General features: G+C 66.5%; 23 protein-coding genes. 16 read left to right on the top strand and 7 right to left on the bottom strand.

Annotation, left to right across the window (positions count from 1 at the left end):
* Window position 1: 1 nt before the first annotated feature.
* Window positions 2-1300, top strand: coding sequence for an SLC13 family permease (locus tag AiwAL_RS13185; RefSeq protein WP_262312831.1), 1299 nt, complete (start codon window positions 2-4; stop codon window positions 1298-1300).
* Between the two features lie 125 nt (window positions 1301-1425).
* Here AiwAL_RS13185 and AiwAL_RS13180 read toward each other — a convergent pair whose 3' ends face one another.
* From AiwAL_RS13180 to ftsE, 4 genes are read right to left on the bottom strand one after another with little or no spacing between them, the layout of a single operon-like run.
* Window positions 1426-2124: a 1-acyl-sn-glycerol-3-phosphate acyltransferase gene (locus AiwAL_RS13180; protein WP_235704086.1), complete on the bottom strand. Its 699-nt coding sequence runs from the start codon at window positions 2122-2124 to the stop codon at window positions 1426-1428.
* 10 nt (window positions 2125-2134) lie between these two features.
* Complete coding sequence (locus AiwAL_RS13175) at window positions 2135-2776, bottom strand: YdcF family protein (protein ID WP_235704085.1); 642 nt, start codon at window positions 2774-2776, stop codon at window positions 2135-2137.
* Entirely contained in the window at window positions 2773-3702 is a 930-nt protein-coding gene (locus AiwAL_RS13170) for an ABC transporter permease (protein WP_235704084.1), read from the bottom strand. Before AiwAL_RS13170 ends, AiwAL_RS13175 begins: the two co-directional genes overlap by 4 nt.
* Entirely contained in the window at window positions 3695-4390 is a 696-nt protein-coding gene (ftsE, locus tag AiwAL_RS13165) for a cell division ATP-binding protein FtsE (RefSeq protein WP_235704083.1), read from the bottom strand. The genes AiwAL_RS13170 and ftsE overlap by 8 nt, the downstream gene beginning before the upstream one ends.
* 100 nt (window positions 4391-4490) lie before the next feature.
* Between ftsE and AiwAL_RS13160 the strand changes: the two genes are divergently transcribed.
* From AiwAL_RS13160 to AiwAL_RS13150, 3 genes are all read left to right on the top strand, one after another.
* A complete protein-coding gene (locus tag AiwAL_RS13160; RefSeq protein WP_235704082.1) occupies window positions 4491-5219 on the top strand; it encodes an aspartate/glutamate racemase family protein in 729 nt (242 codons plus the stop codon).
* Window positions 5220-5301: 82 nt separating this feature from the next.
* Window positions 5302-5781 (top strand): zinc-ribbon domain-containing protein, encoded by a 480-nt coding sequence (locus tag AiwAL_RS13155; RefSeq protein ID WP_262312830.1) that lies wholly within the window; start codon window positions 5302-5304, stop codon window positions 5779-5781.
* 19 nt (window positions 5782-5800) lie between these two features.
* Complete coding sequence (locus tag AiwAL_RS13150) at window positions 5801-6799, top strand: dipeptidase (protein ID WP_235704080.1); 999 nt, start codon at window positions 5801-5803, stop codon at window positions 6797-6799.
* A gap of 4 nt (window positions 6800-6803) precedes the next feature.
* On the opposite strand, the gene htpG is transcribed toward AiwAL_RS13150, so the two are convergent.
* On the bottom strand, window positions 6804-8621 hold the full coding sequence (gene htpG / locus AiwAL_RS13145; protein WP_235704079.1) for a molecular chaperone HtpG: 1818 nt from the start codon (window positions 8619-8621) through the stop codon (window positions 6804-6806).
* Window positions 8622-8712: 91 nt separating this feature from the next.
* Here htpG and AiwAL_RS13140 point away from each other — a divergent pair, with 91 nt between their 5' ends.
* From AiwAL_RS13140 to fdxA, 3 genes are all read left to right on the top strand, one after another.
* Window positions 8713-11217, top strand: a complete 2505-nt coding sequence (locus AiwAL_RS13140) for a helicase-related protein (RefSeq protein ID WP_235704078.1) — start codon at window positions 8713-8715, stop codon at window positions 11215-11217.
* Window positions 11204-11503: an RNA-binding S4 domain-containing protein gene (locus AiwAL_RS13135; RefSeq protein ID WP_235704077.1), complete on the top strand. Its 300-nt coding sequence runs from the start codon at window positions 11204-11206 to the stop codon at window positions 11501-11503. The genes AiwAL_RS13140 and AiwAL_RS13135 overlap by 14 nt, the downstream gene beginning before the upstream one ends.
* Window positions 11504-11846: 343 nt before the next feature.
* Window positions 11847-12179, top strand: coding sequence for a ferredoxin FdxA (gene fdxA / locus AiwAL_RS13130; RefSeq protein ID WP_235704076.1), 333 nt, complete (start codon window positions 11847-11849; stop codon window positions 12177-12179).
* Between the two features lie 161 nt (window positions 12180-12340).
* Here the strand turns inward: fdxA and AiwAL_RS13125 are convergent, their stop codons facing one another.
* Complete coding sequence (locus AiwAL_RS13125) at window positions 12341-12682, bottom strand: hypothetical protein (protein WP_262312829.1); 342 nt, start codon at window positions 12680-12682, stop codon at window positions 12341-12343.
* 37 nt (window positions 12683-12719) lie between these two features.
* Here AiwAL_RS13125 and AiwAL_RS13120 point away from each other — a divergent pair, with 37 nt between their 5' ends.
* From AiwAL_RS13120 to rsmA, 9 genes are all read left to right on the top strand, one after another.
* Window positions 12720-13412, top strand: a complete 693-nt coding sequence (locus AiwAL_RS13120) for a CarD family transcriptional regulator (RefSeq protein WP_235704118.1) — start codon at window positions 12720-12722, stop codon at window positions 13410-13412.
* 64 nt (window positions 13413-13476) lie between these two features.
* The gene (locus AiwAL_RS13115) at window positions 13477-14109 is read left to right on the top strand and encodes a flavin reductase family protein (protein WP_235704075.1); all 633 of its coding nucleotides are present in this window, start codon (window positions 13477-13479) and stop codon (window positions 14107-14109) included.
* Window positions 14087-15118 carry a 4-hydroxythreonine-4-phosphate dehydrogenase PdxA gene (pdxA, locus tag AiwAL_RS13110; RefSeq protein ID WP_407932534.1) on the top strand — a complete coding sequence of 344 codons (1032 nt, stop codon included), beginning with the start codon at window positions 14087-14089 and terminating at the stop codon, window positions 15116-15118. Before AiwAL_RS13115 ends, pdxA begins: the two co-directional genes overlap by 23 nt.
* Window positions 15115-15837 (top strand): pyridoxine 5'-phosphate synthase, encoded by a 723-nt coding sequence (locus AiwAL_RS13105; RefSeq protein ID WP_235704074.1) that lies wholly within the window; start codon window positions 15115-15117, stop codon window positions 15835-15837. Before pdxA ends, AiwAL_RS13105 begins: the two co-directional genes overlap by 4 nt.
* A gap of 37 nt (window positions 15838-15874) precedes the next feature.
* A complete protein-coding gene (gene lptF, locus AiwAL_RS13100) occupies window positions 15875-16996 on the top strand; it encodes an LPS export ABC transporter permease LptF (RefSeq protein WP_262312827.1) in 1122 nt (373 codons plus the stop codon).
* Window positions 16993-18123, top strand: coding sequence for an LPS export ABC transporter permease LptG (lptG, locus tag AiwAL_RS13095; RefSeq protein ID WP_235704072.1), 1131 nt, complete (start codon window positions 16993-16995; stop codon window positions 18121-18123). Before lptF ends, lptG begins: the two co-directional genes overlap by 4 nt.
* Before the next feature lie 3 nt (window positions 18124-18126).
* Entirely contained in the window at window positions 18127-20358 is a 2232-nt protein-coding gene (locus AiwAL_RS13090) for an LPS-assembly protein LptD (protein WP_235704071.1), read from the top strand.
* Complete coding sequence (locus tag AiwAL_RS13085) at window positions 20355-21638, top strand: peptidylprolyl isomerase (RefSeq protein ID WP_235704070.1); 1284 nt, start codon at window positions 20355-20357, stop codon at window positions 21636-21638. The genes AiwAL_RS13090 and AiwAL_RS13085 overlap by 4 nt, the downstream gene beginning before the upstream one ends.
* 5 nt (window positions 21639-21643) lie before the next feature.
* A complete protein-coding gene (gene rsmA / locus AiwAL_RS13080; RefSeq protein ID WP_235704069.1) occupies window positions 21644-22456 on the top strand; it encodes a 16S rRNA (adenine(1518)-N(6)/adenine(1519)-N(6))-dimethyltransferase RsmA in 813 nt (270 codons plus the stop codon).
* A 6-nt stretch (window positions 22457-22462) separates the two neighbouring features.
* On the opposite strand, the gene AiwAL_RS13075 is transcribed toward rsmA, so the two are convergent.
* The gene (locus AiwAL_RS13075) at window positions 22463-23233 is read right to left on the bottom strand and encodes a CHAP domain-containing protein (protein ID WP_235704068.1); all 771 of its coding nucleotides are present in this window, start codon (window positions 23231-23233) and stop codon (window positions 22463-22465) included.
* Window positions 23234-23623 lie beyond the last annotated feature (390 nt).

The raw sequence follows: 23623 nt of genomic DNA, 5'->3' as shown, positions 1-23623 counted from the left end.
CGTGGAATTTACCAATCCGCATCGTCCATGCGATAGCCGGGCGATGATCGGTCCGCTGTCCCATGGGTTCACGCCCGAACTTGTCCGTGTGCTGGCGATCGGGATTTTCCTGCTGACCTATCTCGGGGTCGCGATGGGCAGGCTGCCGCTCTTTCGGCTGGATCGCACCGGGGTGGCCTTCGTCGGCGGGGTGCTGATGGTCGCGTGCGGCGCGCTGACGATCCGGCAGGCGATCGGCGGGATCGATTTCAACACAATCGCGTTGCTGCTCGGCATGATGATCCTGGCCGCCGCCTTGCGCCGGGCGGGGTTTTTTTACCTGGTGACGAACTTTGCCCTGAAGCGCGCGGCGCATCCGCTCGCCCTGCTCGCTTCGGTGGTCGTGGTGTCGGGCGTGCTCTCGGCGGTGCTGGTGAACGACACGATCTGCGTGGTGCTGACTCCGCTGGTGCTCGACATCGTGATCGCCGCCGGTGCCGCGCCGATGCCTTATCTGATCGCGCTGGCGGCGTCGTCGAATATCGGCTCGGTCGCGACGATCACCGGCAATCCGCAGAATATCATCATCGGCAGCTTTTCGGGCATTTCCTATGCGCGGTTTTCCAGCGCCCTGGTGCCGGTGGCGCTGGCCGGGCTCGTGCTCGTCGTGGCGGTGGTGGCGCTGGTCTGGCGCGGCCGCCTGCGCGATGGCGCGGCGCAAGGCCAGGAACTCGCGGAAATGCCGGTGCATCCCAGGCTGATCGTCAAGGCTCTGGTATTGCTCGGGTTTTTCGTGGCGGCCTGCCTCGCCGGCATGGTCCCGGCCGAGGCGGCGCTGATCGCCGCGGCGCTGCTTCTGCTTACGCCGGGGCTGAAAAGCGAAACCCTGCTCGCCGGGGTGGACTGGTCGCTGCTGCTGATGTTCGCCGGGCTGTTCGTGGTGGTCGCGGGGTTGCAGCGCGAGGTGATCACACCCGCGCTGGTGCAGCGGATCGCGGCGCTGCATCCCGGCCGGCCGGCGGTTCTGGTGCCGGTGACGGCGGTGCTGTCCAACATCGTGAGCAACGTGCCGGCGGTGCTGGTGCTGAAACCCTTCATCGCGGCCCTGGCCGACCCGAAGCGCGCCTGGCTGATGGTGGCGATGGCCGCGACCTTCGCCGGCAATTTCACCCTGCTCGGCTCGGTCGCCAATCTGATCGTCGCGGAGCGCGCGCGGGCGCGCGGGATTCCGCTGACATTCAGCGATTTTCTGTGCGCGGGGATTCCGATCACGTTGATAAGCCTGGTTTTCGGTACGCTCTGGCTCATTTACGCCGGATAATTATCCCCATCACGGCCAAACCCCGGTCATCCACAGAATTCTATCGGTAAATGTTATTTTTATCAGTTGGTTATCGAAAATCATTTGCCTCACGGCTGAACGATTCTCGGCAATTTCCCACAATTTTATCCACAGACCCCGCGCTCATAGAACGCATCCTCCAGCGCGGCGAGAAGTGCTGCGCGATCGAGCCCGTCCGGCAGGGCCGGGAAGACGCGGATGCGAATCGTCCCAGGCCGCTTGCGGAATGCGTTGCGGCCCCAGCAGCGCCCGGAATCGGTCGCGACCGGAACGACCGGAAGATGCGCGGCGCGCGCCAGCGCCACGATTCCCGGCTGCAGGGCGACGCGCCGACCTGGAGCGACCCGCGTGCCTTCCGGGAAGATCACGATCTGCCGTCCCGCATCGCCGGCGCGCTTGACCTGCTCGGTCAGGCCGCGCAACGCTTTCGCTCCGCCCGTGCGGTCGAGGGCGATCTGGCCGGCGGGGACGAGCAAAGGCCCGAAAATCGGCAGTTTCGTCAGTTCTTGCTTCAGGATGTAGGTGGGTTTTTCAAGCAGGGTGAGCCAGACCAGCGTGTCGAACGCGGATTGATGCTGGGCGGCGAGGATCACCCCGCCCGGCGGCAGGAATTCCATGCCTTCGACGACGAAATCGATGCCGCAGAAGACGCGCAACGCGCCGAGCACCAGCCGCGCCCAGCCCTGGCCAAAGGGAAGTAACCGGGCGGGTGCGGTGAGACGCAGCACATGGCCCCACAGGCCACCGATCGCGCCAGTGCCGAATATGATCAGGTTGAAGATCCCTGAACCGATCAGAAACATCGGACAACCATCAGAGATGGGCTTCGATGTGGTGCGCGGCGAAGCCGCCGAGCCGAAACCGCACCAGCACGTATTTGGTGAACTCGGCGGCGAGCAGCTTCAGGGTGCGCCAGTCGTCGAGCCGTTCCAGCGCGGGCGGCCGCACCGGCTCGGGCAGCAGGGCGATGCCGGGCATTTGCCGGTGCAATTCGATCAGGGCGCGCGGCATGTGATAATCGGCGGTGACCACGATGAGCGACGTGATGCCGTGGCGCATCGCCCAGCGCGCCGCCTCGCGGGCGTTGCCGCGCGTGGTCGCCGCCCGGTGGCCGAGGCTGATGCGCGTGGCCTTGGCGGTCGCGTTGATGCCGTCGCGCGGGGTGAAATCGCCGAGATAGGTGCCGGTTCCCGCGCCGGAAATCAGCAGGCGCGGCGCGGCGCCGGCCATCAGCAGTTCGAGCCCGGCCTTCACCCGGTCCGCACCGCCCGTCAGCACAACGATGCCCCCGGCATGGGGCATTGGAACAATGGGTCGTTCGGCGGCGATTTTCGCGAGGAACCAGCCGAACCCGATCAGCCAGAGCATGACGATCAGCAGAACCAGCCGGACGAGCCAGCGTACCCAGCGCCCGCGTCGGCGCAGGCGCAGCGGCTTGCGGCCCGATCCGCTCATGTGAGCTGCTTGAGCCAGCCACGCACGGTCGCCTGGGCGGCGACCCAGCCGATCAGCGCGGTGGCCACGGTGAACAGGACCGGCGAGGCCCAGAGTAGCGGCGGTAGCGCCGATGCCAGCGCCGATGCAGGATTCGTGTTAATGCTGGGGGCGCTGGCGACGAAGCTCGCGGAAAGACGGCCGAGCCAGACCAGCACCGGCAGCGCGACCAGCGCGCCGATCAGCCCGCCGGTCGCGGCGAGGCGCATGGCGCGCCGGGCGAACTGGTTGGCGATGTCCGAATCGAGTGCGCCAAGCCCGTGAATGATCTCGATCGCCTCGCGTCGCTGGGCGAGCCCCGCGCGCACCGCGACCGCGACCACCGAGGCGGCGACCAGCGCCACGATCACCAGGACGGCGGCGGCCGAGGCGCGCAGGCTATCGGTAAGCGCTTCCAGCCTTGCCGCCCAGCTCGCGCCCGATTCGACCAGGGTTCCCGGTGCGATACCGGCAAGTTTGGCGTCCAACGTAGCAGGATCGGGCGTGGCGGTGCGGCTATGGGCGACGATCACGGCAGGTAGGGCGATCGGCAGCGTGCCGTCCGATGCGGCGGCGCCGAGCCAGGGTTTCAGCAGGGTCGCGAGCGATTGCCGCGACAGGACATGCGCATCGGCGAGTCCGGGGGTCGCCTGCAACAGGGTCAGCACCGCGTCGGCCCGGCGCGGTCCGTTCGCCGCCACCGGCTGGCCGGGATTCGGCACCTCGATGGTGATCAGCCCCTGTGCGCCGCTCAGCCAATGGGTCGCGAGTGCCGAGGCGGCGATGCTGCCGGCGAGGGCGAGGGCCGCGAGAAAGCTCATGGCCGCCACCATGAACGGCAGCAGCCGGTCCGCCATCGCGGCGCGCAGGCCGATCCGGTCGGCCCGAGACGCGGCCCGCTTAGCCATGCCGGACCATCCGCCCCGCTTCGAGTTCCATCACCGGCGCGGGGTGGCGTGCGACCAGGCCGAGATTATGGGTCGCGACGATGACGGTGGTGCCCAGCCGGTTGAGCGAGGTGATCAGGTGCATCAGCCGTTCCGCCTGGTCGTCGTCGAGATTGCCGGTGGGCTCGTCGGCCAGAAGCAGCGAAGGCCGGGTGATCACCGCGCGCGCGATGGCGACGCGCTGCTGTTCGCCGCCGGACAATTCGTCGGGCCGGTGATCGAGCCGCCCGGCGAGCCCGACCCAGCGCAGCAACTCGGTCACATCGGCGCGGACATGGGCTTCCTTGCGGCGCGCCAGCCGCATCGGCAGGGCGACATTGTCGTAAGCGGTGAGATGCCGGAGCAGGCGGAAATCTTGGTAGACCACGCCGATCCGGCGGCGCAGCAGCGCGGTACCGCGCCGGTCGAGTTTGGCGGTGTCGGTGCCGAGCAGGTCGATGCGCCCGTTGGTGGGGTGGATCGCCAGATACATCAGCTTGAGCAGGCTGGTCTTGCCCGCGCCGGACGGGCCGGTGAGCCAGCGGAACCCGCCTTCGGGGATGTCGAAATCGATGTCGTCGAGCGCCGTGGCATCGGCGTGGCGCGATACGATCCCGCCGGCCTGCGCGGTGCGCCGGTAGTTCAGCCCGACATGCGAGAAGCGGATCATTGTTCTCCTCTGCCGCGATCCGGCGGGTCAGGGCAAGCGGTTGTCGGCATCTTTGCATCGCCCTGGAAATTTCCGCACGACGCGGCAATACTCCGAACCAATGCCCATCGCCACGCACAAGGATCGCCTCGGCCGCGTCCGGGAGCATATCGGTATCGTCGCCTGTTCCGCCGAAGGTGCTGCGCTTTGCTATCGGACCATCTGCGCGGCGGGTGCGCGGCTGCTCGGCGGCCATGCGCATCCCGAAATTTCGATGCATACGCACTCGCTTGCCGACTATGTCGCCTGTCTCGATCGCGGCGATTGGCAGGGCGTGGCGGAACTGATGCTCGCCTCCGCGGACAAGCTTGCGAAAGCCGGTGCCGATTTCCTGATCTGTCCCGACAATACGATCCACCAGGCGTTTCCTTACGTCGAGTCCCGATCGAAGCTGCCTTGGCTGCATATCGCCGAAATCGTGGCTGCTGAAGCCGCCGGGCGCGGATTCGAGCGGCTTGGCCTGACCGGAACGCGCTGGCTCGTCGAGAGCGCGGTCTATCCGGAAAAGCTCGCGGCGCGCGGGCTGGGATATGTTCGGCCCAGCCTTGCCGAACGCGAGGATATCAACCGTATCGTCATGGATGAACTGGTTTGCGGCGTCTTCACCACCGAAGCGATTGCTTGTTTTCAGCGTGTCATCGGACGGCTCAAAGATGCCGGCTGCGACGCGGTCGTACTCGGCTGCACCGAAATTCCGCTGATCGTGAACGACTCGAATTCTCCGCTGCCGACGCTCGATTCCACCCGCCTGCTCGCGCTTGCGGCGCTGCGCCGGGCGCTGCCGGGATAGACGGACTCTCGGCGATATCTCGGGCTCACGCTGGCCTCGGTTGCGCGGTGCGGGTGAAAATGTCATTCGACGGGCGATGCGGATGACCTGCCCGGATTGCGCTGCGCGCTACGAGATTCCGCCGGATCTGGCGGCGCGCCTGCCGGCGCGGCTGCGCTGCGCGCGCTGCGGCGCGGAATGGCATCAGGACGCGCCGGCGATCCAGCCGCCGGAACCAGCGGTTCCGGCCGAAACCGTGCCCGAAAACGCACCCGAACCTGCAGCCGAGCCGGCTGTCGGCCTCATGCCTGCCGGAGTCGTCGGCATCCCGCCATCTCCCGCCATCGGCACGCCGCCTGTCGCCGTCGCGGCGGTTCCGCCCGAACCGATATCGCCCGCCTCGCCGGTTTCGGCGCGGCGCATCGCCGTCGCTCCCGCGCCGGAGACGGTGCGACTGCTCTGGCTCGCCTCGATCGGCGTTCTCGTCGTTCTGATCGCGCTCGCGATTGGCTTTCGCGGTGCGATCATCCATGCTTGGCCGCCGAGCCTGCGGCTGTACCGCGCGCTCGGCCTCGCCCGCTGAACCGTATTCAGGATATGTCATGACCGAACGGGTCCATCATTCGCTTCTGGTCATCGACACCCATGTCGATATTCCCTGGCCGAACGGTGCCGATTTTCTTACCGACGGGCCGCGCTGCGTCGATTTGCCGAAGCTGAGACGCGGCGGGGTGGGGGCGGTGTGTTTCGCCGCCTATGTGCCGCAGGGCAAGCGCGATGCTTCGGGCGACGCGGAGGCGCGGGCGCGGGCGCTCGGCATGTTGGACACGATTGCGCACATGGGTGCCGAGGAGGGGACGGTGCTCGCGCGCGATGCCGACGCGATCGAGCAGGCGCATCTTGCGGGCAGGATCGCGGTGATTCCGGCGGTCGAGAACGGTACGGCGCTCGGGGGCGATCTCGCATCGCTGGACGATTTCGCGGCGCGCGGCGTGCGCTACATGACGCTGACCCATAACGGCCATAACGCGCTGGCCGATTCGGCGATTCCACGCCGCGACCTCGGCGATGCCGAGGCTGAGCATGGCGGGTTGTCGGCGCTCGGGCGCGCGGCGATCGGGCGGATGAACGATCTGGGCATTCTGGCCGATGTCAGCCACGCGGCGAAATCGACCATGATGCAGGCGGCAGTTCTGTCGCGCACACCGATCGTCGCCACCCATTCCTGCGCGCGCGCTTTGTGCGACCATCCGCGCAATCTCGATGACGAACAGTTAATTGCACTGCGCGACACCGGCGGGGTGATCCAGATCACCATGGTCTCGGCGTTTCTCAAGCCCGGCGCGAAACCATCCGATGTCGGCGTGTTCACCGTCGCCGACCACGTCGATTACGTTGCAGAGCGAATCGGCATCGACCATGTCGGCATCGGCACCGATTTCGACGGTGGCGGCGGCGTCGATGGCTATATGCATGCCGGCCAGACCCCGGCGCTGACCGCCGAACTGGTGAGCCGGGGTTACGACGGCGCGGCACTCGGCAAAATTTGGGGCGGCAATTTCCTGCGCGTGCTCCGTGCGGCCGAAGCCGCACGGAAATAGCGCTTTATTCGCCGAGTTTCGCCGCCACCAGCCGGGCGAAGCGGGCCGGATCGACCGGCGCCTCGCCATCCTGGATGCGCGCGAGATCGAGCAGCAGCGCGGCCCAGTCCGTCATGTCCTCGCCGGCCTCGGCGCGCGGAACGAGCGCTTCGATCAGCCGGTGGGACGGGTTGATGTCGAGCGCGGGTTTCGGCGCGAAGCTCGGCCGTCCGGCCCGGCGCATCAGCCGCTGCAGCGCGAGATCGGCCTGCGCGCCGCCCGCCGCGAGCGCCGCCGGGCTGTCGGTCAGGCGCGACGAGGCGCGCACCTCGGAGACCTGGTCGCCGAGCGCCGCTTGCAGGGATTTCGCCAGTACGGCGAGCGCGTCGGAGGTTTCGGCGGGAGAAAAAATATCCCGCGCGGCGCCGGCATGGACGAGTTTCTTGTCGGCATAGGTGGCCAGCCGCTCGGGCCAGAAAAAATCGATCTGATCGGCCAGCAGAAGCACCTCGAATCCCTTGGCGCGCAGCCCTTCGAGCTGCGGCGAGGTTTTCAGCCGTTCGGCATCCTCGCCGGTGAGGTAATAGATATCGGTCTGCTCGGGTTTCATCCGCGCGACATAGGCATCGAGCGAGGTCAGGGCGTCGTTGGCGGTCGAGCGGAACCGGGCGAGGGACGCGATGTCGGCGCGGTGATCGTTGTCGTCGTAAATGCCCTCCTTCAGCACCGCGCCGAACTGTTCGATGAACGGGCGATAGGCATCCTCGTCCTTGGCGCGGGTTTTCAGCTCGGTCAGCACGCGGTTGACCAGGGCTTTGCGGATGCGCGCGAGAATCGGGGTCGCCTGCAGCATTTCGCGCGAAACATTGAGCGGCAGATCCTCGGTATCGACCACGCCGGCGACGAAGCGCAGCCAGCCGGGCAGCAATCTGGCGTCGTCGGTGATGAACATGCGCCGCACGTGAAGGCGGACATGGCTTTCGCGGTCGTCCTCGGTGACGGCGAACGGCGCATGGCCGGGGATGAACAGCAGCGCCGAGAACTCAAGCGCGCCCTCGGCGGTCCAATGGATGGTCGCCCAGGGTTCGTCGAACATATGGCCGAGATGGCGGTAGAACTCGGCGTAATCGGCTTCGGAAATGTCGGATTTGCGCTTGCGCCAGAGCGCGGTGCCCTCGTTCGCGGCCAGGAACTTGCCGTCGCGTTCGAGCTGGATCGGCACGCTGATGTGGTCGGCCCATTTGCGCAGGATGGTCTCCAGCCGGACCGGCTCCAGATACTCGTCGGCGTCGGATTTGACGTGCAGGATCACGTCGGACCCGGCGGTCTCGCGCGTCGCGGGGCGGATCCGGTAGCCGCCGCGACCATCCGACACCCAGCGATGCGCCGCCTCGGCGCCGGCGCGGCGGGAAATCACCTCGACCTCATCCGCCACCATGAAGGCGGAGTAGAAACCCACGCCGAACTGGCCGATCAGGCTCGGCCGGTCGGCTTCCTTGGCCTGGCTCAGGGTTTCGGCGAAGGCGCGGGTGCCGGAGCGCGCGATGGTGCCGAGATGGCTGGCCAGATCCTCCGCCGTCATGCCGATGCCGTCATCGGTGATGGTGATGGTCCGCGCACCCTTGTCGATCGAAATACGGATCGCGGCGTCCTCGGGCAAAGCGAGGCTTTCGTCGGACAAAGCGAGGAACCGGCGCCGGTCGATCGCGTCGGCGGCGTTGGCGACCAGCTCGCGCAGGAAAATCTCGCGCTCGGAATAGAGCGAATGGACCACCAGATCGAGCAGGCGCCCGACCTCGGCATCGAAGGGGCGGGTGGTTTCGGGTTCGGTCGTCGTGCTCATTGCAATCCCCGTCGAGAGATGAAACGCAGGGGGCCAGATAGGCGAGCGATGGCGCTCTTGCAATCGGGAGCAAAAACGCCAAACTCGAATCATGTCTGGATTCGCTCCGCGCGTGAAAGCGGTGCTCGGCCCGACCAATACGGGCAAAACGCATCTCGCCATCGAGCGGCTGCTCGGCCATGCCTCCGGTATTATCGGGTTTCCGTTGCGGCTGCTGGCGCGCGAGAATTACGATCGCATGGTCGCGGTGAAGGGCGCGCGGCATGTCGCGCTGATCACTGGCGAGGAAAAGATCGTCCCGCCCGATGCGCGGTATTTCTCCTGCACGGTGGAGGCGATGCCGCTCGACCGGAAGGTCGAATTCCTTGCGGTCGACGAAATTCAGCTCTGCGCCGATCCCGATCGCGGCCATGTGTTCACCGACCGGCTGCTGCATGCGCGCGGCATGGTGGAAACCATGTTTCTCGGCGCGGAGACCATCCGCAAGCTGCTCAGGCGGCTGGTGCCCGAGGCCGAGATCGAAACCCGGCCGCGCCTGTCGCGACTGACCTATGCCGGGCCGGCGAAGCTGTCGCGCCTGCCGCCGCGCTCGGCGATCGTCGCGTTCTCGGCCGCCGAGGTCTATGCGATCGCCGAGGCGGTGCGCTCGCGGCGCGGCGGCTGCGCCGTGGTGATGGGCCGGCTTTCGCCGCGTACCCGCAACGCTCAGGTGGCGCTGTATCAGGACAAGGAGGTCGATTTCCTGGTCGCGACCGATGCGATCGGCATGGGCCTCAATATGGATGTCGATCATGTCGCCTTCGCCGGCCTGTCGAAGTTCGACGGCCACCGGCCGCGCCTGCTGGAAGCCGCCGAAATCGCGCAAATCGCCGGTCGCGCCGGGCGCGGCATGCGCGATGGCACGTTCGGCACCACCGGGCGCTGCCCGCTGCTGACTGATGAACTGATCAGCGCCGTCGAATCCCACGCCTTCGAGCCGCTGGAACAGCTGGCGTGGCGCAATTCCACGCTCGATTTCGCCTCGATCGACGCGCTGCTCGCCAGCCTGCTCGCCGCACCGGACCGCCCCGGCCTGGTACGCGGCAACGACGCGTCCGATTTGCTGATCCTCGCCGCCCTTGCCGGCGATGCCGCGATCCGCGACCGGGCGGGTTCGCCGCGCGCGGTACGGCTGTTGTGGGAGGCATGCCAGATCCCGGATTTCCGCAAGCTCGCGACCGATAATCACACCAGGCTCTGCGCCCGCGTGTTCCGGCATCTGCTGGATGACGGAGCGCTGCCGGAGGATTGGGTGGCCGCACAGATTGGCACGCTGGGCCGCATCGACGGCGATATCGACACGCTGATGCAGCGCCTCGCCGATGTGCGAATCTGGGCCTATATCGCGGCACGGGCGGACTGGGTGCGCAACGCGCTGGTCTGGCAGGGCCGGGCGCGCGAGGCGGAGGATCTGCTGTCGGACGCTCTGCACGAGAAGCTGATGGCGCGCTTCGTCGACCGGCGCGCCGCGAAACTCACCCGCAGGCTGGATGAAGCCGAAACCGCCGGCCTGCTGTCGGCGGTGACGCGGGCGGGCGACGTGGTGGTCGAGGGCCATCCGGTGGGCCGGATCGACGGGTTCAGATTCGAACCCGATGCAACGGTAGGGGGTGCCGATAAGCGCCTCGTGCTGCGCGCCGCGCGCCGTGCGCTGGGCGGCGAGATGCCGCGCCGGGTGGCCAGGCTGGACGCGGCACCGGACACCGCGTTTTCGCTCCGCGCGGACGGCACGATCGTCTGGCAGAATGCGGGGATCGCCCGGCTGCGCCAGGGCAGCGCGGTGCTCGCGCCGGCGATTGAGGTGATCGAGAGCGAATTTCTCGACGGCGCCTTGCGCGAGACGGTGCGCATGCGCTTCGCCCGGTTCATCGAGGCGAAGATCGCCCATGACCTGATGCCGCTGTTCGCAGCCTGCCGCGCCGCCGAGGCGGAGCCGGAACTGCGCGGGGTGATGCACCGGCTCGCCGAGCAGGCGGGCATCTTGCCGACCTCGCCGATCGATGCGGCGCTGCGGCCCAGATTGCGGCGGATGGGGGTGCGCGCCGGGGCTTTCGCGCTCTATTTGCCCGCCTTGCTCAAGCCGCGCCCGGCGGCCTTGCGCGCGACCCTGTGGGCGGCATGGCGCAAGCGGAATTTGCCCGCTCTGCCGGCGCCGGGTCTGGTATCGGTCGCGGCACCGGATTGGCCGGACGGGCTTGCGGCGTTTCTCGGCTGGCTGGTCTGCGGCACGCGCGCGATCCGGCTCGATATCGCCGAACGCATCGCAGGCGAATTGCGCCACGCCGCGCGGCGGCGGCCGGCACCGCTGCCGCCCAGCCTCGCCTCGCGGCTGGGGGTTGCGCAGGAGGATCTGACCGCAGTGCTGCGCGGCCTCGGTTTCCGGGTCATCCCCGAGGAAGCGCCGGCAGAGGGCGTGTTCGGGCCACCGATGCCGGCGCGGATCGCGATCGCGCCGGCGCGCCGACTCGCGGTCAAGGCGCCGGAAGCGCCGCCGGTTCCGGTGAATCCCGACCATCCTTTCGCGGCTCTGGCCGGGTTCCACCGTGCCGCTTCCTGACGGCGCGGACGAGGATGCCGCGTGGCAGCGGCTCGACAAATTCCTGTTCCATGCGCGATTCGTGAAAACCCGTGGTCTTGCCGGCCGGCTGATCGCGGCGGGGAGCGTGCGGATCAACCGACAGGTCACCGAAAAGCCGCATGCGCGGCTGCGGCAGGGCGACGTGCTGACGCTGGCGCTGCCGATGGGCGTGCGCGTCGTGCGGGTGCGCGCGATCGGGAAGCGGCGCGGCCCGTCGACCGAGGCGCGGCTGCTGTATGAGGAAATCGCGGAACAGCCGCCATGAGCGCGCTAATCTTGCACGTGCGGGCGCTTGGGGGCATATCGCGGCTCAAGAGAGTTCTGGGGTGTGTACCCAATGGCGATGTGGCCGCGACCGGAGGGATTTTGGCCGCTGGCCAGGAGAGAGGAGTGAAGTGATCTTGCCGATCATGAACGACGAACGACATAGCCGGCGGCCAAAAGCCCCCGATCCCTTCGGGCTGGGGCGCAAATCGCGGCTGAGGGCGTTGTCCGGCTTGGCCGATGCCCCACATCGGCCTGCGCCGTCCGCCTGCTCAGCCGCGATTTGCGCTCCCAGCGCGGCTCACGCCGCCATTGGGTACACACCCTAGTCTTAGGAGTGCGCGATGACCTACGTGGTCACCGAAAACTGCATCAAATGCAAGTACATGGATTGCGTGGAAGTCTGTCCGGTGGACTGCTTCTATGTCGGTGAGAACATGCTGGTGATTCACCCCGACGAATGCATCGATTGCGGCGTGTGCGAGCCGGAATGCCCGGCCGAGGCGATCGTGCCGGATTCGGACGACAAGGCAGTCGCGTGGCTGGAAAAGAACCGCGATTTCGCGTCGCTCTGGCCGAACATCACCCGCAAGGGCGCGCCGCCCGACGATGCGGATGCGTGGAAGGACAAGCCGGGCAAGGCCGAGCTGTTTTCCGCCGAACCGGGAGTCGCCTGAGAGCGGGGCGTCGAGTCGGGGCAGGCCGCGCCGTTTCCGAATCGACGATTTTCTGTTATCGTGACTGAGTTTCCTCGGGTCTTCGCCCGCAGCCGATCATCGCGGCGGCGGATACGACTCCTCTCGATGGGGTTCATCATGAAAAATGCCGGATCGCCGCGTCAAGCGATCGTCGCAGCCGCAAAACCGCAGCCTCGCAAACCCGCAGCCCCCGCCAAGACGGCGCCAGCGCCGGCGAGCGCCGCGAAATCCAAGGCCAAAACAGCAGGTGCGAAGCCGAAGCCCGCCGTCAAACCGAAACCCGTCGTCAAACCGGCCGCGCCGAAAAAAGCGGCTCCCAAGCCGAAAGCCGAAGTCAAGGCCAAGCAAGCGACGGTGAAGATCGCACCCAAGCCGGCGGCCACGAAATCGACGCAAAGACCGGCCAAACCTGCGGTCGTGGCGAAGCCGGCGCCGCCGGCCCAGCCCCGACCCCGACCAACGAAACAAGCGGATCCGGTCAAGCGGCCGGCCGCACCACAAAAAGGCTCCCCCACCGACATGACTGTTAGCGCACAAGCCGTTCTGAAGGACAAGCCTCTCAAGGATACCGGCAAAGACACCGGCGAACCCAGGCCGGTGGAGACGCCGCGCGCCGCGAAGGAAGCGGCTCCGGCGCAGGCCGTGCCTCCCACCGTGGCCGAACGCGACGCGATGCCGCCGCCCGGCCCGCGCCCGGTGCTGCCGCAGCGCGCCATCGCCAAGGCCGAGATATTCAAGGCGGGCGATCACGTGATCTACCCGACCCATGGCGTCGGCAAGGTCGAACGCATCGCGACCGAGGAAATCGCCGGGCAGAAGCTCGATCTGATCCACATCACCTTCGACGAGAACCGGATGACCCTGCGGGTGCCGGTGAACAAGGCGCGCACGGCGGGGCTGCGCAAGCTCTCCGGCCGCAAGCAGTTCGACGAGGTGCTCGCCGCGCTGAAGGGCAGGGCGCGGATCAAGCGCACCATGTGGTCGCGCCGGGCACAGGAATACGAGGCGAAAATCAATTCCGGCGACCCGATGGCGATCGCCGAGGTGGTGCGCGATCTGCACCGCAATGCCGGCCAGCCCGATCAGAGCTTTTCCGAGCGGCAGATTTTCGAGGCGGCGCTGGAACGGCTTGCCGCCGAATACGGCGCGCTGGAAGGACTCGACAAGCAGGCGGCGATCGACAAGCTGCTGGTGTTTCTCAAGGCCGAGTGAAAAGCGTTGGCGACGGCGGGATTGTCCGCATGGACAGTCTGCGCCGGACCGGCGATGATGGCGCATGCTGTTCGATCTCACCGCCCTGAAACCGCTCGATCAATACAAACTGCTGGCCTCGACCGTGGTGCCCCGGCCGATCGCCTGGGTCGTCACGCTCGACGCTGAGGGCAGGCTGAACGCCGCCCCTTTCTCGTTCTTCAATGTGTTTGGCTCCGGGCCGCCGATTTTGTGTATCGGCATCGGCGCGCGCCGGCCGGGCGACTGCAAGGATACCGGCGAGAATATCCGGCTGACCGGCGAATTCGTGGTAAACTTGGTCGCACATGACAATGCCGAGGCGATGAACGTCACCGCGATCGAATTCGGACCCGAGATCGACGAACTGGCCGAGGCGAAGCTGACCACGCTGCCTTCGGCGAAAATCAAGCCGCCGCGCATAGCGGAAAGCCCGGTCGCGATGGAATGCGTGCGCCATTCCATGATCGAATTCGGGCCGGACCGGGCCTTGGTGGTCGGTCGGGTGGTCGCCATGCATGTGCGCGACGATGCGGTGCTCGATGCCGAACGCTGCCATATCGACACGCCGAAGCTCGATCTGATCGGAAGAATGCACGGCGCCGGGTGGTATTCGCGCACCACCGAGCGGTTCGACATGCCGCGTATTCTGGTGGATGAGTGGCATTCGGTCGAATAGCGAGCCTGTGAGACCGGCCCCGCTCGCGCTGACCATGGGCGATCCCGCCGGCATCGGCGGGGAAATTATGGCCGGATCGTTCCCTATGTTTCACGTGAAACATAGGGTGAACATCGTGCCCTATTTTCTGGTCGGCGACCCGGACTGGGCGGAGGGCTTCGGCGTTCCGGTCGAAGTGATCGCCGATCCCGCCGAAACCGCCTTGGTGTTTCCGCGCGCGCTGCCGGTGCTGCCGGTGCGGCTTGCGGCGACGGCGATTCCCGGCAGCCCCGATCCGCGCAACGCTCCCGCGGTGATCCGGTCGATCGAAATCGCGGTGCGGCTGGCGATGGACGGGCTTGTTTCGGGCGTCGTTACCAATCCGATCGCCAAATCGGTGCTCTACGCCGCCGGTTTCGCCCATCCCGGTCATACCGAATTCCTCGGTGTGCTGACCGGGGCGGCGCATCCGGTCATGATGCTCGTCTCACCCGGCCTGCGCGTGGTGCCGGTGACGGTTCATGTGTCGCTCCGCCGCGCGATCGAGACGTTGACCACCGAGGCGATCATCACTGCCGGACGAATTACCCATGTCGCGCTGATTCGCGATTTCGGCATCGCCTCGCCGCGCCTCGCCGTCGCCGGGCTCAATCCCCATGCGAGCGAGGGCGGGGCGATGGGCGATGAGGAAGCGCGGATTATCGCTCCGGCGATCGCCGCGCTGCGGGCGGAGGGAATTGCCGCGTTCGGGCCGCTGCCGCCCGACACCATGTTCACCCAAGCCGCCCGCCATACTTATGACGCGGCGCTCTGCATGTATCATGACCAGGCTCTGATCCCGCTCAAGACCATCGACATGGAGAATGGCGTGAACGTCACCCTCGGATTGCCGATCATCCGCACCTCGCCCGATCACGGCACCGCCTTCGACATCGCGGGCAAGGGCATCGCCCGGCCGGCGAGCCTGATCGCGGCGCTACGCCTCGCATCCGCGATGGCTGCCAACGTGGCAGCGGGGGTCCTCCGATGACCGCGCTGCGGCTCGGGGTCAATCTCGATCACGTGGCGACCCTGCGCAACGCGCGCGGTGCCGACTATCCCGACCCGATCCGGGCGGCGCATCTGGCGATCGAGGCGGGGGCGGACGGCATCACGCTGCATCTGCGCGAGGATAGGCGGCATATCCGCGATGACGATATTCGTCGCGCCCGCGCCCTTCCGATACCGCTCAACATGGAAATGGCGGCGACCGATGAAATGGTCGGGATCGCCTGCGGACTCCGGCCGCACGCGTGCTGTCTGGTGCCGGAGCGGCGCGCCGAGATCACCACCGAGGGCGGGCTGGACGTGGCGGGGAACGCCGGTTCGCTCGGCCCGGCGATCGCCCGGCTGCGCGAGGCCGGGATTCGGGTGTCGCTGTTCGTCGATCCCGAACCACCCCAGCTCGAAGCGGCGGCGGCACTCGGCGCACCGGTCGTCGAGTTGCATACCGGCGCCTATGCGGAGCAAAAACCGGGCGAGCTTGAGCGGCTGGTCGAGGGGGCACGGCTGGGGGCATCGCTCGGGCTGGAGGTTCATGCCGGGCATGGGCTGAGTTTCACCAATGTTGGGCCGGTCGCCGCGATTCCCGAGCTGCGCGAACTCAATATCGGCCATTTCCTGGTGGGCGAGGCGGTGTTCATCGGGCTGGCGGAGTCGATCCGGCGGATGCGCGCGCTGATGGATGCCGCGCGCCGCCACATCGCATAACTTGCCATTAGCAGTGGCCGCCTTCAAAAGACCGGCGATGTATCTGGCCCGACGACCCTCGCGGCTCGACCGCTATATTTTCGGCCAGCTCGCGATCGGGCTGGTCGCGGCGACGCTCGGGCTGGTCGCGCTGATCTGGCTCACCCAATCGCTGCGGTTCATTCAGCTCATCATACAGCGCGGCCTGTCGCCGTTCGTGTTCATCCATCTCACCGGGCTGCTGCTGCCGAGCTTCTTCGCGGTGATCCTGCCGATCACCTGCTTTATCGTGACGTTGTTCGTCTATACGAGGCTCTCTTCCGATCGCGAGCTGACCGTGATGCGCGCCTCCGGCCTGTCGGACGCGGCGATCGCGCGGCCGGCGCTGGCGCTGGCGGGGGTGACCATGATCCTGTGCTGGGTGCTGAATATCTGGCTGGTGCCGACGAGTCTTTCGAGCTTTCGCAAGTTCGAGTTCGAGATCCGCAACAAGGTCGCCGCCTTTCTGCTGGAACCGGGCGTGTTCACCCCGATTCCCGGCCATATCACCGTCTATATCCAGCGGCGCGACGCGAATGACGTGCTGCATGGCATTCTGATCGAGGATTCCCGGCAGAAGGGCGTGCCGGCGACGATTCTCGCGCGTACCGGGCGGCTGGTCGCCGGGCCGGCGGGGCCGGAAGTTCTGCTGCGCGACGGGTCGCGCGAGCAGGTCGATGCCAAGACCGGGCGGCTCAATATTCTGAGCTTCAAGCGGAACCTGATCGATCTCGCGCAATCCAGCACGACCAAGTTGACCGCCGCGCCCAAGACCTCCGAAGCGACGATCTGGCAGCTGTTTCATCCGAACCCGGCACAAATTCCGCCGGCGACGCGCAAGAAATGGCACGCCGAGGCATGGCGCCGGCTGGCGACACCCTTCGCCGTGCTGTCCTATACGCTGATCGCGCTGCTGGCGGTGCTGCGCAGCCCGTTCCGCCGGCATGGCGGGACGATCGCACTGGCGGGAGCGACTTTCGGGATCACGTTTCTGGTGGCGCTCGGGATCGGGGTGGATAGCCTTGCGGCACGGCAGAACGGCCTGATCCCGCTGATTTTCGTGGTCTCGGCCGGCCCGGCGATCGCGGGCGCCGTCCTGCTGCTGCGCGCCGGCCGGCGCGCCCGGATCGTGCCGGCATGAAGAGGTTGCGCCCGCTGCTGCCGCCGCTGACTCTCTCGATTTATGTCGGCAGGCGATTCCTGCTCGCGGTGATCGGGATGCAGGCCGGGCTGACCGCGATCGGGTCGCTGTTTGATTTTCTCGACCTGCTGCGCCAGGCCTCCGACAAGCCGAAAGCGACTTTCGGCCGGGTGCTGGTGATGGAGATTCTGCGCATCCCCTGGCTCGGGATGCAGATTCTGCCTTTCGCCGTGCTGCTCGGCGGGATTTTCGCCTTCTGGCGGCTGACCCGGTCGTCCGAACTCGTGGTGGCGCGTGCCACCGGGGTCTCGGCGTGGCAGTTTCTCGCCATGCCGGTTCTCTGCGCCGCGCTGATCGGGGTTTTCACGACGGCGGCGATCAGCCCGGTTTCGGCGGTCATGTTCGCCCGCGCCGAAACGCTCTACTCGACATATCTGGAGATCGGCTCTGGTCCACTGTCGCTGCAGGGCGGCCAGCTCTGGCTGCGCCAGACCGATCCCGCCGCCGGGCCGGGCGGAATCGCGATTCTCCACGCCGACAACGTGCATCTCAAGGGCAAAATTCTCACCACCGGCCATATGACGGTGCTGCGTCTCGGCCCCCACACCACACTGCGCGACCGGATCGAGGCGGCGGGCGGCCAGCTTGAGCCAGGCGGCTGGACATTGGATCGTGTCGCCGTTCTGGCCCCGGATGCACCGCCCAAAACCCTTCCGGGCATGCATTTTCCCACCGACCTGACAGTGGGCCGGGTGCAGGAAAGTTTCGCGAGCCCGAGCGCATTGTCGTTCTGGGCGCTGCCGGGATTCATCCGCCTGCTCGAACGCTCGGGATTTTCGCCGACCCGGCACGAACTTGCGTTTCAGAGTCTGCTCGCCCTGCCGCTGCTCTGCGCGACCATGGCGCTGGTGGCGGCCGGGTTCTCGATGCGCCCGGCGCGGCGCGGCGGCGTCGCGCAGATGCTCGGCGCCGGCATCGGCTGCGGCTTCGCGCTGTTCATGCTCTCGGAAGTCGCGGCGCAGTTCGGCAAATCGGGCGCGCTGCCGGTGATTCTCGCGGCCTGGGCGCCTGCCGCAGCCGGGCTGATGCTCGCGCTTGCGTTGCTGCTCCATCTGGAGGATGGCTGACCGATGCAGGGAGCTCAACGCTGGCGGCGGCTTGCCGGTCTCGGCCTCATGGCTTGCGCGATCGGCGCGGTGCCCACGGCTTCCCGCGCGCAGATGGCCGGGCTGATCGCCGGGCCGGAGCGGCCGATTTCGAAATCGAAGCCGGTCACTTTCCTGGCCGACCGGGTTTCCTACGACCACAAGACCGGAATCGTCACCGCGACCGGCGAGGTGCAGGCCTGGCAGAACGGCCATATCCTTTATGCCGACAAGGTGGTGATCGACCAGGCGCATAATACCGCGACGGCGATCGGCCATGTCGTGCTGATGGAGCCCTCCGGCCAGGTGACGTTCGCCAAGCGGGCGGATCTCTCGCAGGGCATGAAGAACGTGGTGATGCATGACGTCGCCACCATCCTCGCCCAGAACGGCCGGATGGTCGCCAACGGCGCGCGGCGCTACGGCGGCGTGATCAACGAATTGTCGAAGCCGGTCTATTCCACCTGCAATCTGTGCAAGCACGATCCGACCGCGGCGCCGTTATGGCAGATCAAGGCGCGGAGCGCCGTCGAGGATCTGCAGCACAAGGTGATCGAGTATCACGACGCCGAGTTGCAGATTTACGGCTTTCCGGTGTTCTACCTGCCCTATATCTCGCAGCCCGATCCGTCGGTGAAGCGCCAGAGCGGCCTGTTGATCCCGGCATTCGGCAGTTCGACCCATATCGGCGAGTTTTTCGCGATTCCATATTTCTGGGACATCGGCAAGAGCCAGGACGCGACGATCGTACCGATCCTCGCGACCAAGGCCGGCCCGGTGCTCGACGTGAAATATCGCCGGGCGCTCAATTTCGGCAAGCTGAACATCAACATCTCCGGTGGCCGCGACCGCTATGCCAATGCGGGGGGGTTCTCGGATGCGATCTTTGCGAACGGCACGTTCGACCTGAACGATACGTGGCGTGCCGGTTTCGCCTACAACCGGACCTCCACCGTCCAGTACCTCAACGATTTCCGCTATTTGCCGAACGCGGCGTTCCTCGCCTCCAACGCCTATCTCGAAGGATTCGGCCAGGGATCCTACGCGAAAATCGACGCGCAGACCTATCAGGGGCTGGTCGCGACGATTTCGCAGGACAAGCTGCCGATCGTCGCTCCCTATGCGCGCTACGCCTATTTCGGTGCGCCGGACGCGTGGGGCGGCCGATTCTCGATGGCGGCGAGCGCGTTCAATATTTTTCGCCATGACGGCACCGACAGCCGGCGGGTCGCCGTGGTTTCGAACTACGAACTGCCGTTCGACGGGCCGATGGGCACGCTGTTCGACGCGCGGGTGCGGCTGATCACCGCTGGATATTCCGCCAGCAAGCTGAACGAGCAGCCGAATTTTTCGAGCGAAACCAGCGCGACCACCGCGCGTGCGATTCCGATCGGGGCGGTATCGATGCGCTGGCCGATGGTGCGCTCGGCCGGGAGCTGGGGCGAGCAGATGATCGAGCCGCGCGTGCAACTGGTCGCCGCACCCAGCTACGGATTGCGCCAGACCCAGGTGATTCCGAACGAGGACAGTCTCGATCTTCAGTTCACCGACGCCAATCTGTTCAGCCTGCAGCGGTTCGGCGGGATCGATCGTTTCGCCGGCGGTTCGCGGGTCGATTACGCGCTGCAGGGGGCGTGGTATCTGCCGGGTGGCGCCTATGCGACCGGCATCGTCGGCCAGTCCTACGCGTTTCACAAAAGCCTGCTCTATCCGCCGGGCAGCGGACTGAACGACAACGTCTCGGACATCGTGGCGCGGGCGACGGTCGCGCCGGTATCCTGGTTCAGCCTGACCTATCGGACGCGGCTGTCGCACAAGGATCTCGGCGCGCGGCTGATCGATACCTACGCCACCTTCGGCAACAGCGCGCTGCGCTTTACCGGCGGCTATCTCTACAGCAACACCAACCCGTATTATCTGTTCACCCAGGCGGGCGAGCCGCCGCCGGCCTATTTCGTTCCGCGCCGCGAGTTCACCCTCGGCGCCTCGACCTCGCTGATCCCACATTGGACGTTTTCCGGTGCCACCCAGCGCAATCTCGCGACCGGGACATTCGACAATGCGGCTCTGTCGGCAACCTGGCAGAACGAGTGCACCGCGGTGAATATCAGCTTCTACCGGACCTTCACCTCGTTCAACTACGATCACGGCAATACCACGCTGCTGATCAACATCACCCTCAAGACACTCGGCAACTTCGGATTCAGCGCCATATGAAATTCTCGCTCGTTTGTTCGCTCGCGCTCGCCCTGGCTGCCGCGGCGGTCGGCCCGGTGCCAAATGCCCAGGCGCAGAGCGCCCAGATCGCCGCCGTGGTGAACGGCTCGGTCATCACCAACCAGGATGTCGATGCCCGCGCCCGGCTGTTCGCCCTGTCCGCCGGGCTGCCGCAGGACCCGGCGATCCTCGCGCGGCTGAAGCCGCAGATCACCAGCGAGCTGATCGATCAGACCCTGCAATTACAGGCGATCGAGAAACACAAGGTGGTGGTGCCGCAGGCGCGCATCGCCGCCGCGCTGGCGCGGATCAACAAGGCGAACGGATTGCCGGCCGGCGGGCTGGAGGCGAAATTGCGCGCGGCGGGGATTCCGTATTCCACCCTGGTCAATCAGTTCCGCATCGAACTCGGCTGGACTAGCGTTCTGAAGAAGCAGCTCGGTGAAGGCCTGCGGCCGACCCGCCAGGACATTCTGGCCGAACAGCGTGCGATGAAGCGCGAGATCGGCCAGACGCAATATCATATCGCGGAAATCTTCATTCCGATCGAACGGCCGTCGCAAGAAGCGAATGCCAAGCATTTCGCCGACACCGTGATCAAGCAGTTGCGCAACGGTGCGCCGTTCCCGGTGGTCGCGGCGCAGTTCAGTCAGAGCCAGAGCGCCTTGACCGGCGGCGATCGCGGCTGGGTCGAACCCGATCTGCTCGATCCGGCGGTGCGGTCGATCGTCGAGCGGATGCCGGCCGGGGCGATCAGCGATCCGGTACGGGTCGCCGGCGGCTACGAGATCGTGCAACTGCTCGGCACGCGCAAATTCGGCGAGCAGAGCGAGACGCTGCTCCATATCCGGCAGGCTTTCCTGCCGTTTCCGGCGCCATTCGAAGGCGGCCAGCCGACTGCCGGACAGCTTGCGGTGCTGAGCCATGCCAATGCGCTGCGCGGCACGCTGCACGATTGTTCCGCGGTGTCGGCGGCGAATGCGGCGGCGGGCAATGTGCGCAAGGCCGATCCCGGCCCGATCAATCTCGCCACCGTGCAGCCGGCGGCGTTCCAGAGCCTGCTCGGCGGTTTGCCGATCGGCCAGATCAGCCAGCCGCTGGTATCGCATCGTGGCGTCGCGCTGGTGATGGTGTGCAGCCGCGAGACCAGCAAGATGGGTCTGCCGAGCGTGCCGGAAATCGCCAATCTGCTGGTGCAGCGCCGGGTTTCGCTCGAGTCGCAGCAATTGATGGATGCGCTGCATCGTCAGGCGATCATTCAGCGCTATCCGGCCGGGTAGCGGCGATGGCCGAGGCGCGCGAGGCGCTGCGTGCCGTCATCGCCCGGCACGGGCTCGCCGCGCGCAAGTCGCTGGGCCAGCATTTTCTGCTCGACCCCAATCTGCTGGCACGGCTGGTGCGTGCGGCGGGTCCGCTCGCGGGGGTGAACGTGATCGAGGTCGGGCCCGGACCCGGCGGCCTGACCCGCGCCTTGCTTGACGGCGATGCGGCGAGCGTGACCGCGATCGAGATCGACCGGCGCGCGATCGCCGCAACATCGGAGCTTCTGGCGGCGCACCCGGCGCGGTTGCGGGTGATCGAGGGCGATGCGCTGGATATGGATCTGGCCGCTTTGGTGCCGGCACCGCGCGCGATCGTGGCGAACCTGCCCTATAACGCGGGCACGCCGATGCTGGTGAACTGGCTGCACCGGGCCGCGGAGTTCCGGTCGATGACGCTGATGTTCCAGCGCGAGGTGGCCGAGCGCATCGTGGCGATGCCGGGCTCGCCGCATTACGGGCGGCTCGCCGTGCTGGCCGCCTTGACCGTCGATCGGGCGATCGTGATGATCGTTCCGGCCTCCGCCTTCTCGCCACCGCCCAAGGTGGAATCCGCCGTGGTCGGGCTGGTGCCCCACGCGCGGCAATTGCCGGGCGATTTGCTGGACCGCGTCGGCCGGGTGACCGCGGCGGCGTTCGGCCAGCGACGCAAGATGCTTCGCGGATCGCTGCGCGGACTCGGCGGCACGGCGCTACTCGAGCGGGTTGGAATCGACCCCGTGCTTCGAGCCGAAACGCTGGCGCCGGAGGATTATGTCAGGCTGGCTGAAGCGTTGTAGGCGGGGTTATCGCAGCGTACGGTTCGGGGCGACGAGGCGGATCTTGTGGAGCGCCGGCGCCTCGGCGACCTCGGTTGTGCCGGAATTCCTATTATCGGCGTAGACCATGCCACCCGGTGTCTGGTCGTAGATGAAGCCATAGGTCGGGTAGGTCATGCCGAACCGGCCACCTCCGATCGAAACCTGGACCGCGGACCAGTTGTTGTTGCGCGAAACGTCGATCACCGGAACGTCGCGGCTCACGGTGTCGGGCACCCAGTTCGCCTGATCGACCAGGATTTCCCGGCTGTTGACGACTTTTTCCACCACGGCGACATGGCCGAGCGGGATGCGCGGACTGGAGCGGAAATTGAGCACCGAGCCCACGATGGGGCGGGAGCCGCGCGCGTAGCGCCCGGCGGCCTCGGCCCACCAGAGGAACGCATCGCCTTTGAGGTCGATATGCGACACGTCCCGCGCATAGGGCACGCACCAGAGATAGGCGGCGCGGTGGATATAGCGATGAATGAGAGCGGGATGGCGGTAATTCAGCCGTCTGACGAAGCGGCGCCGATAGACGGCATGACGGATCTCGGGGCGGCGGATGATTTTGCGGCGGGCGATCGGGTGATGGAGGACGACGTGGCGGATGATCGGCTTGTGAATGATCCGGCGTCGAACCGGGTGGCTGATCTTATGCGTCGGAGCCGCGTGGCTGGTCTGCGAAAATCCTAAAACAGCGGTAATGCAGCCGAGTACCTGTAAAACAGCCTGAATGCCCGTCCTGCCCTGTCGCATATCCTGTTCGTCCCCAGATGCTCAAGACCGCCTGCTTACGCAGTAAAACATAAATCAATCAAGCTACTATACCGGAACGTTCCGGTTTTTATTCAGCCAATGCCGCATCGCGTTCAACGCGACTCGACTTTGGCTTTGCCCCTGTGTGCGTTGCTGTTACGGGCGCATTGCAGATTCTGCAACCCTCAAACCTGGCAAAAATGTCACGGGCCAGAAAATTTTTATTTCCAGCCCGCTTTGACATGCCGATTTAGGGTGTGTCGTCATTTGACCGGGGGGGATTCCGGCGCGACCGTTTTCCTGATTCATAGCAGATCAGCATTCCGAAAGGCTGATCGATGGGGCGTTATGGGCTGAGGGCTGACCAATGGGAGCGGATTGCGCATCTTT

Source organism: Acidiphilium sp. AL (assembly GCF_025499445.1).
Lineage (GTDB): Bacteria > Pseudomonadota > Alphaproteobacteria > Acetobacterales > Acetobacteraceae > Acidiphilium > Acidiphilium iwatense.
This window is presented reverse-complemented; position numbering and strand designations above follow the sequence as displayed.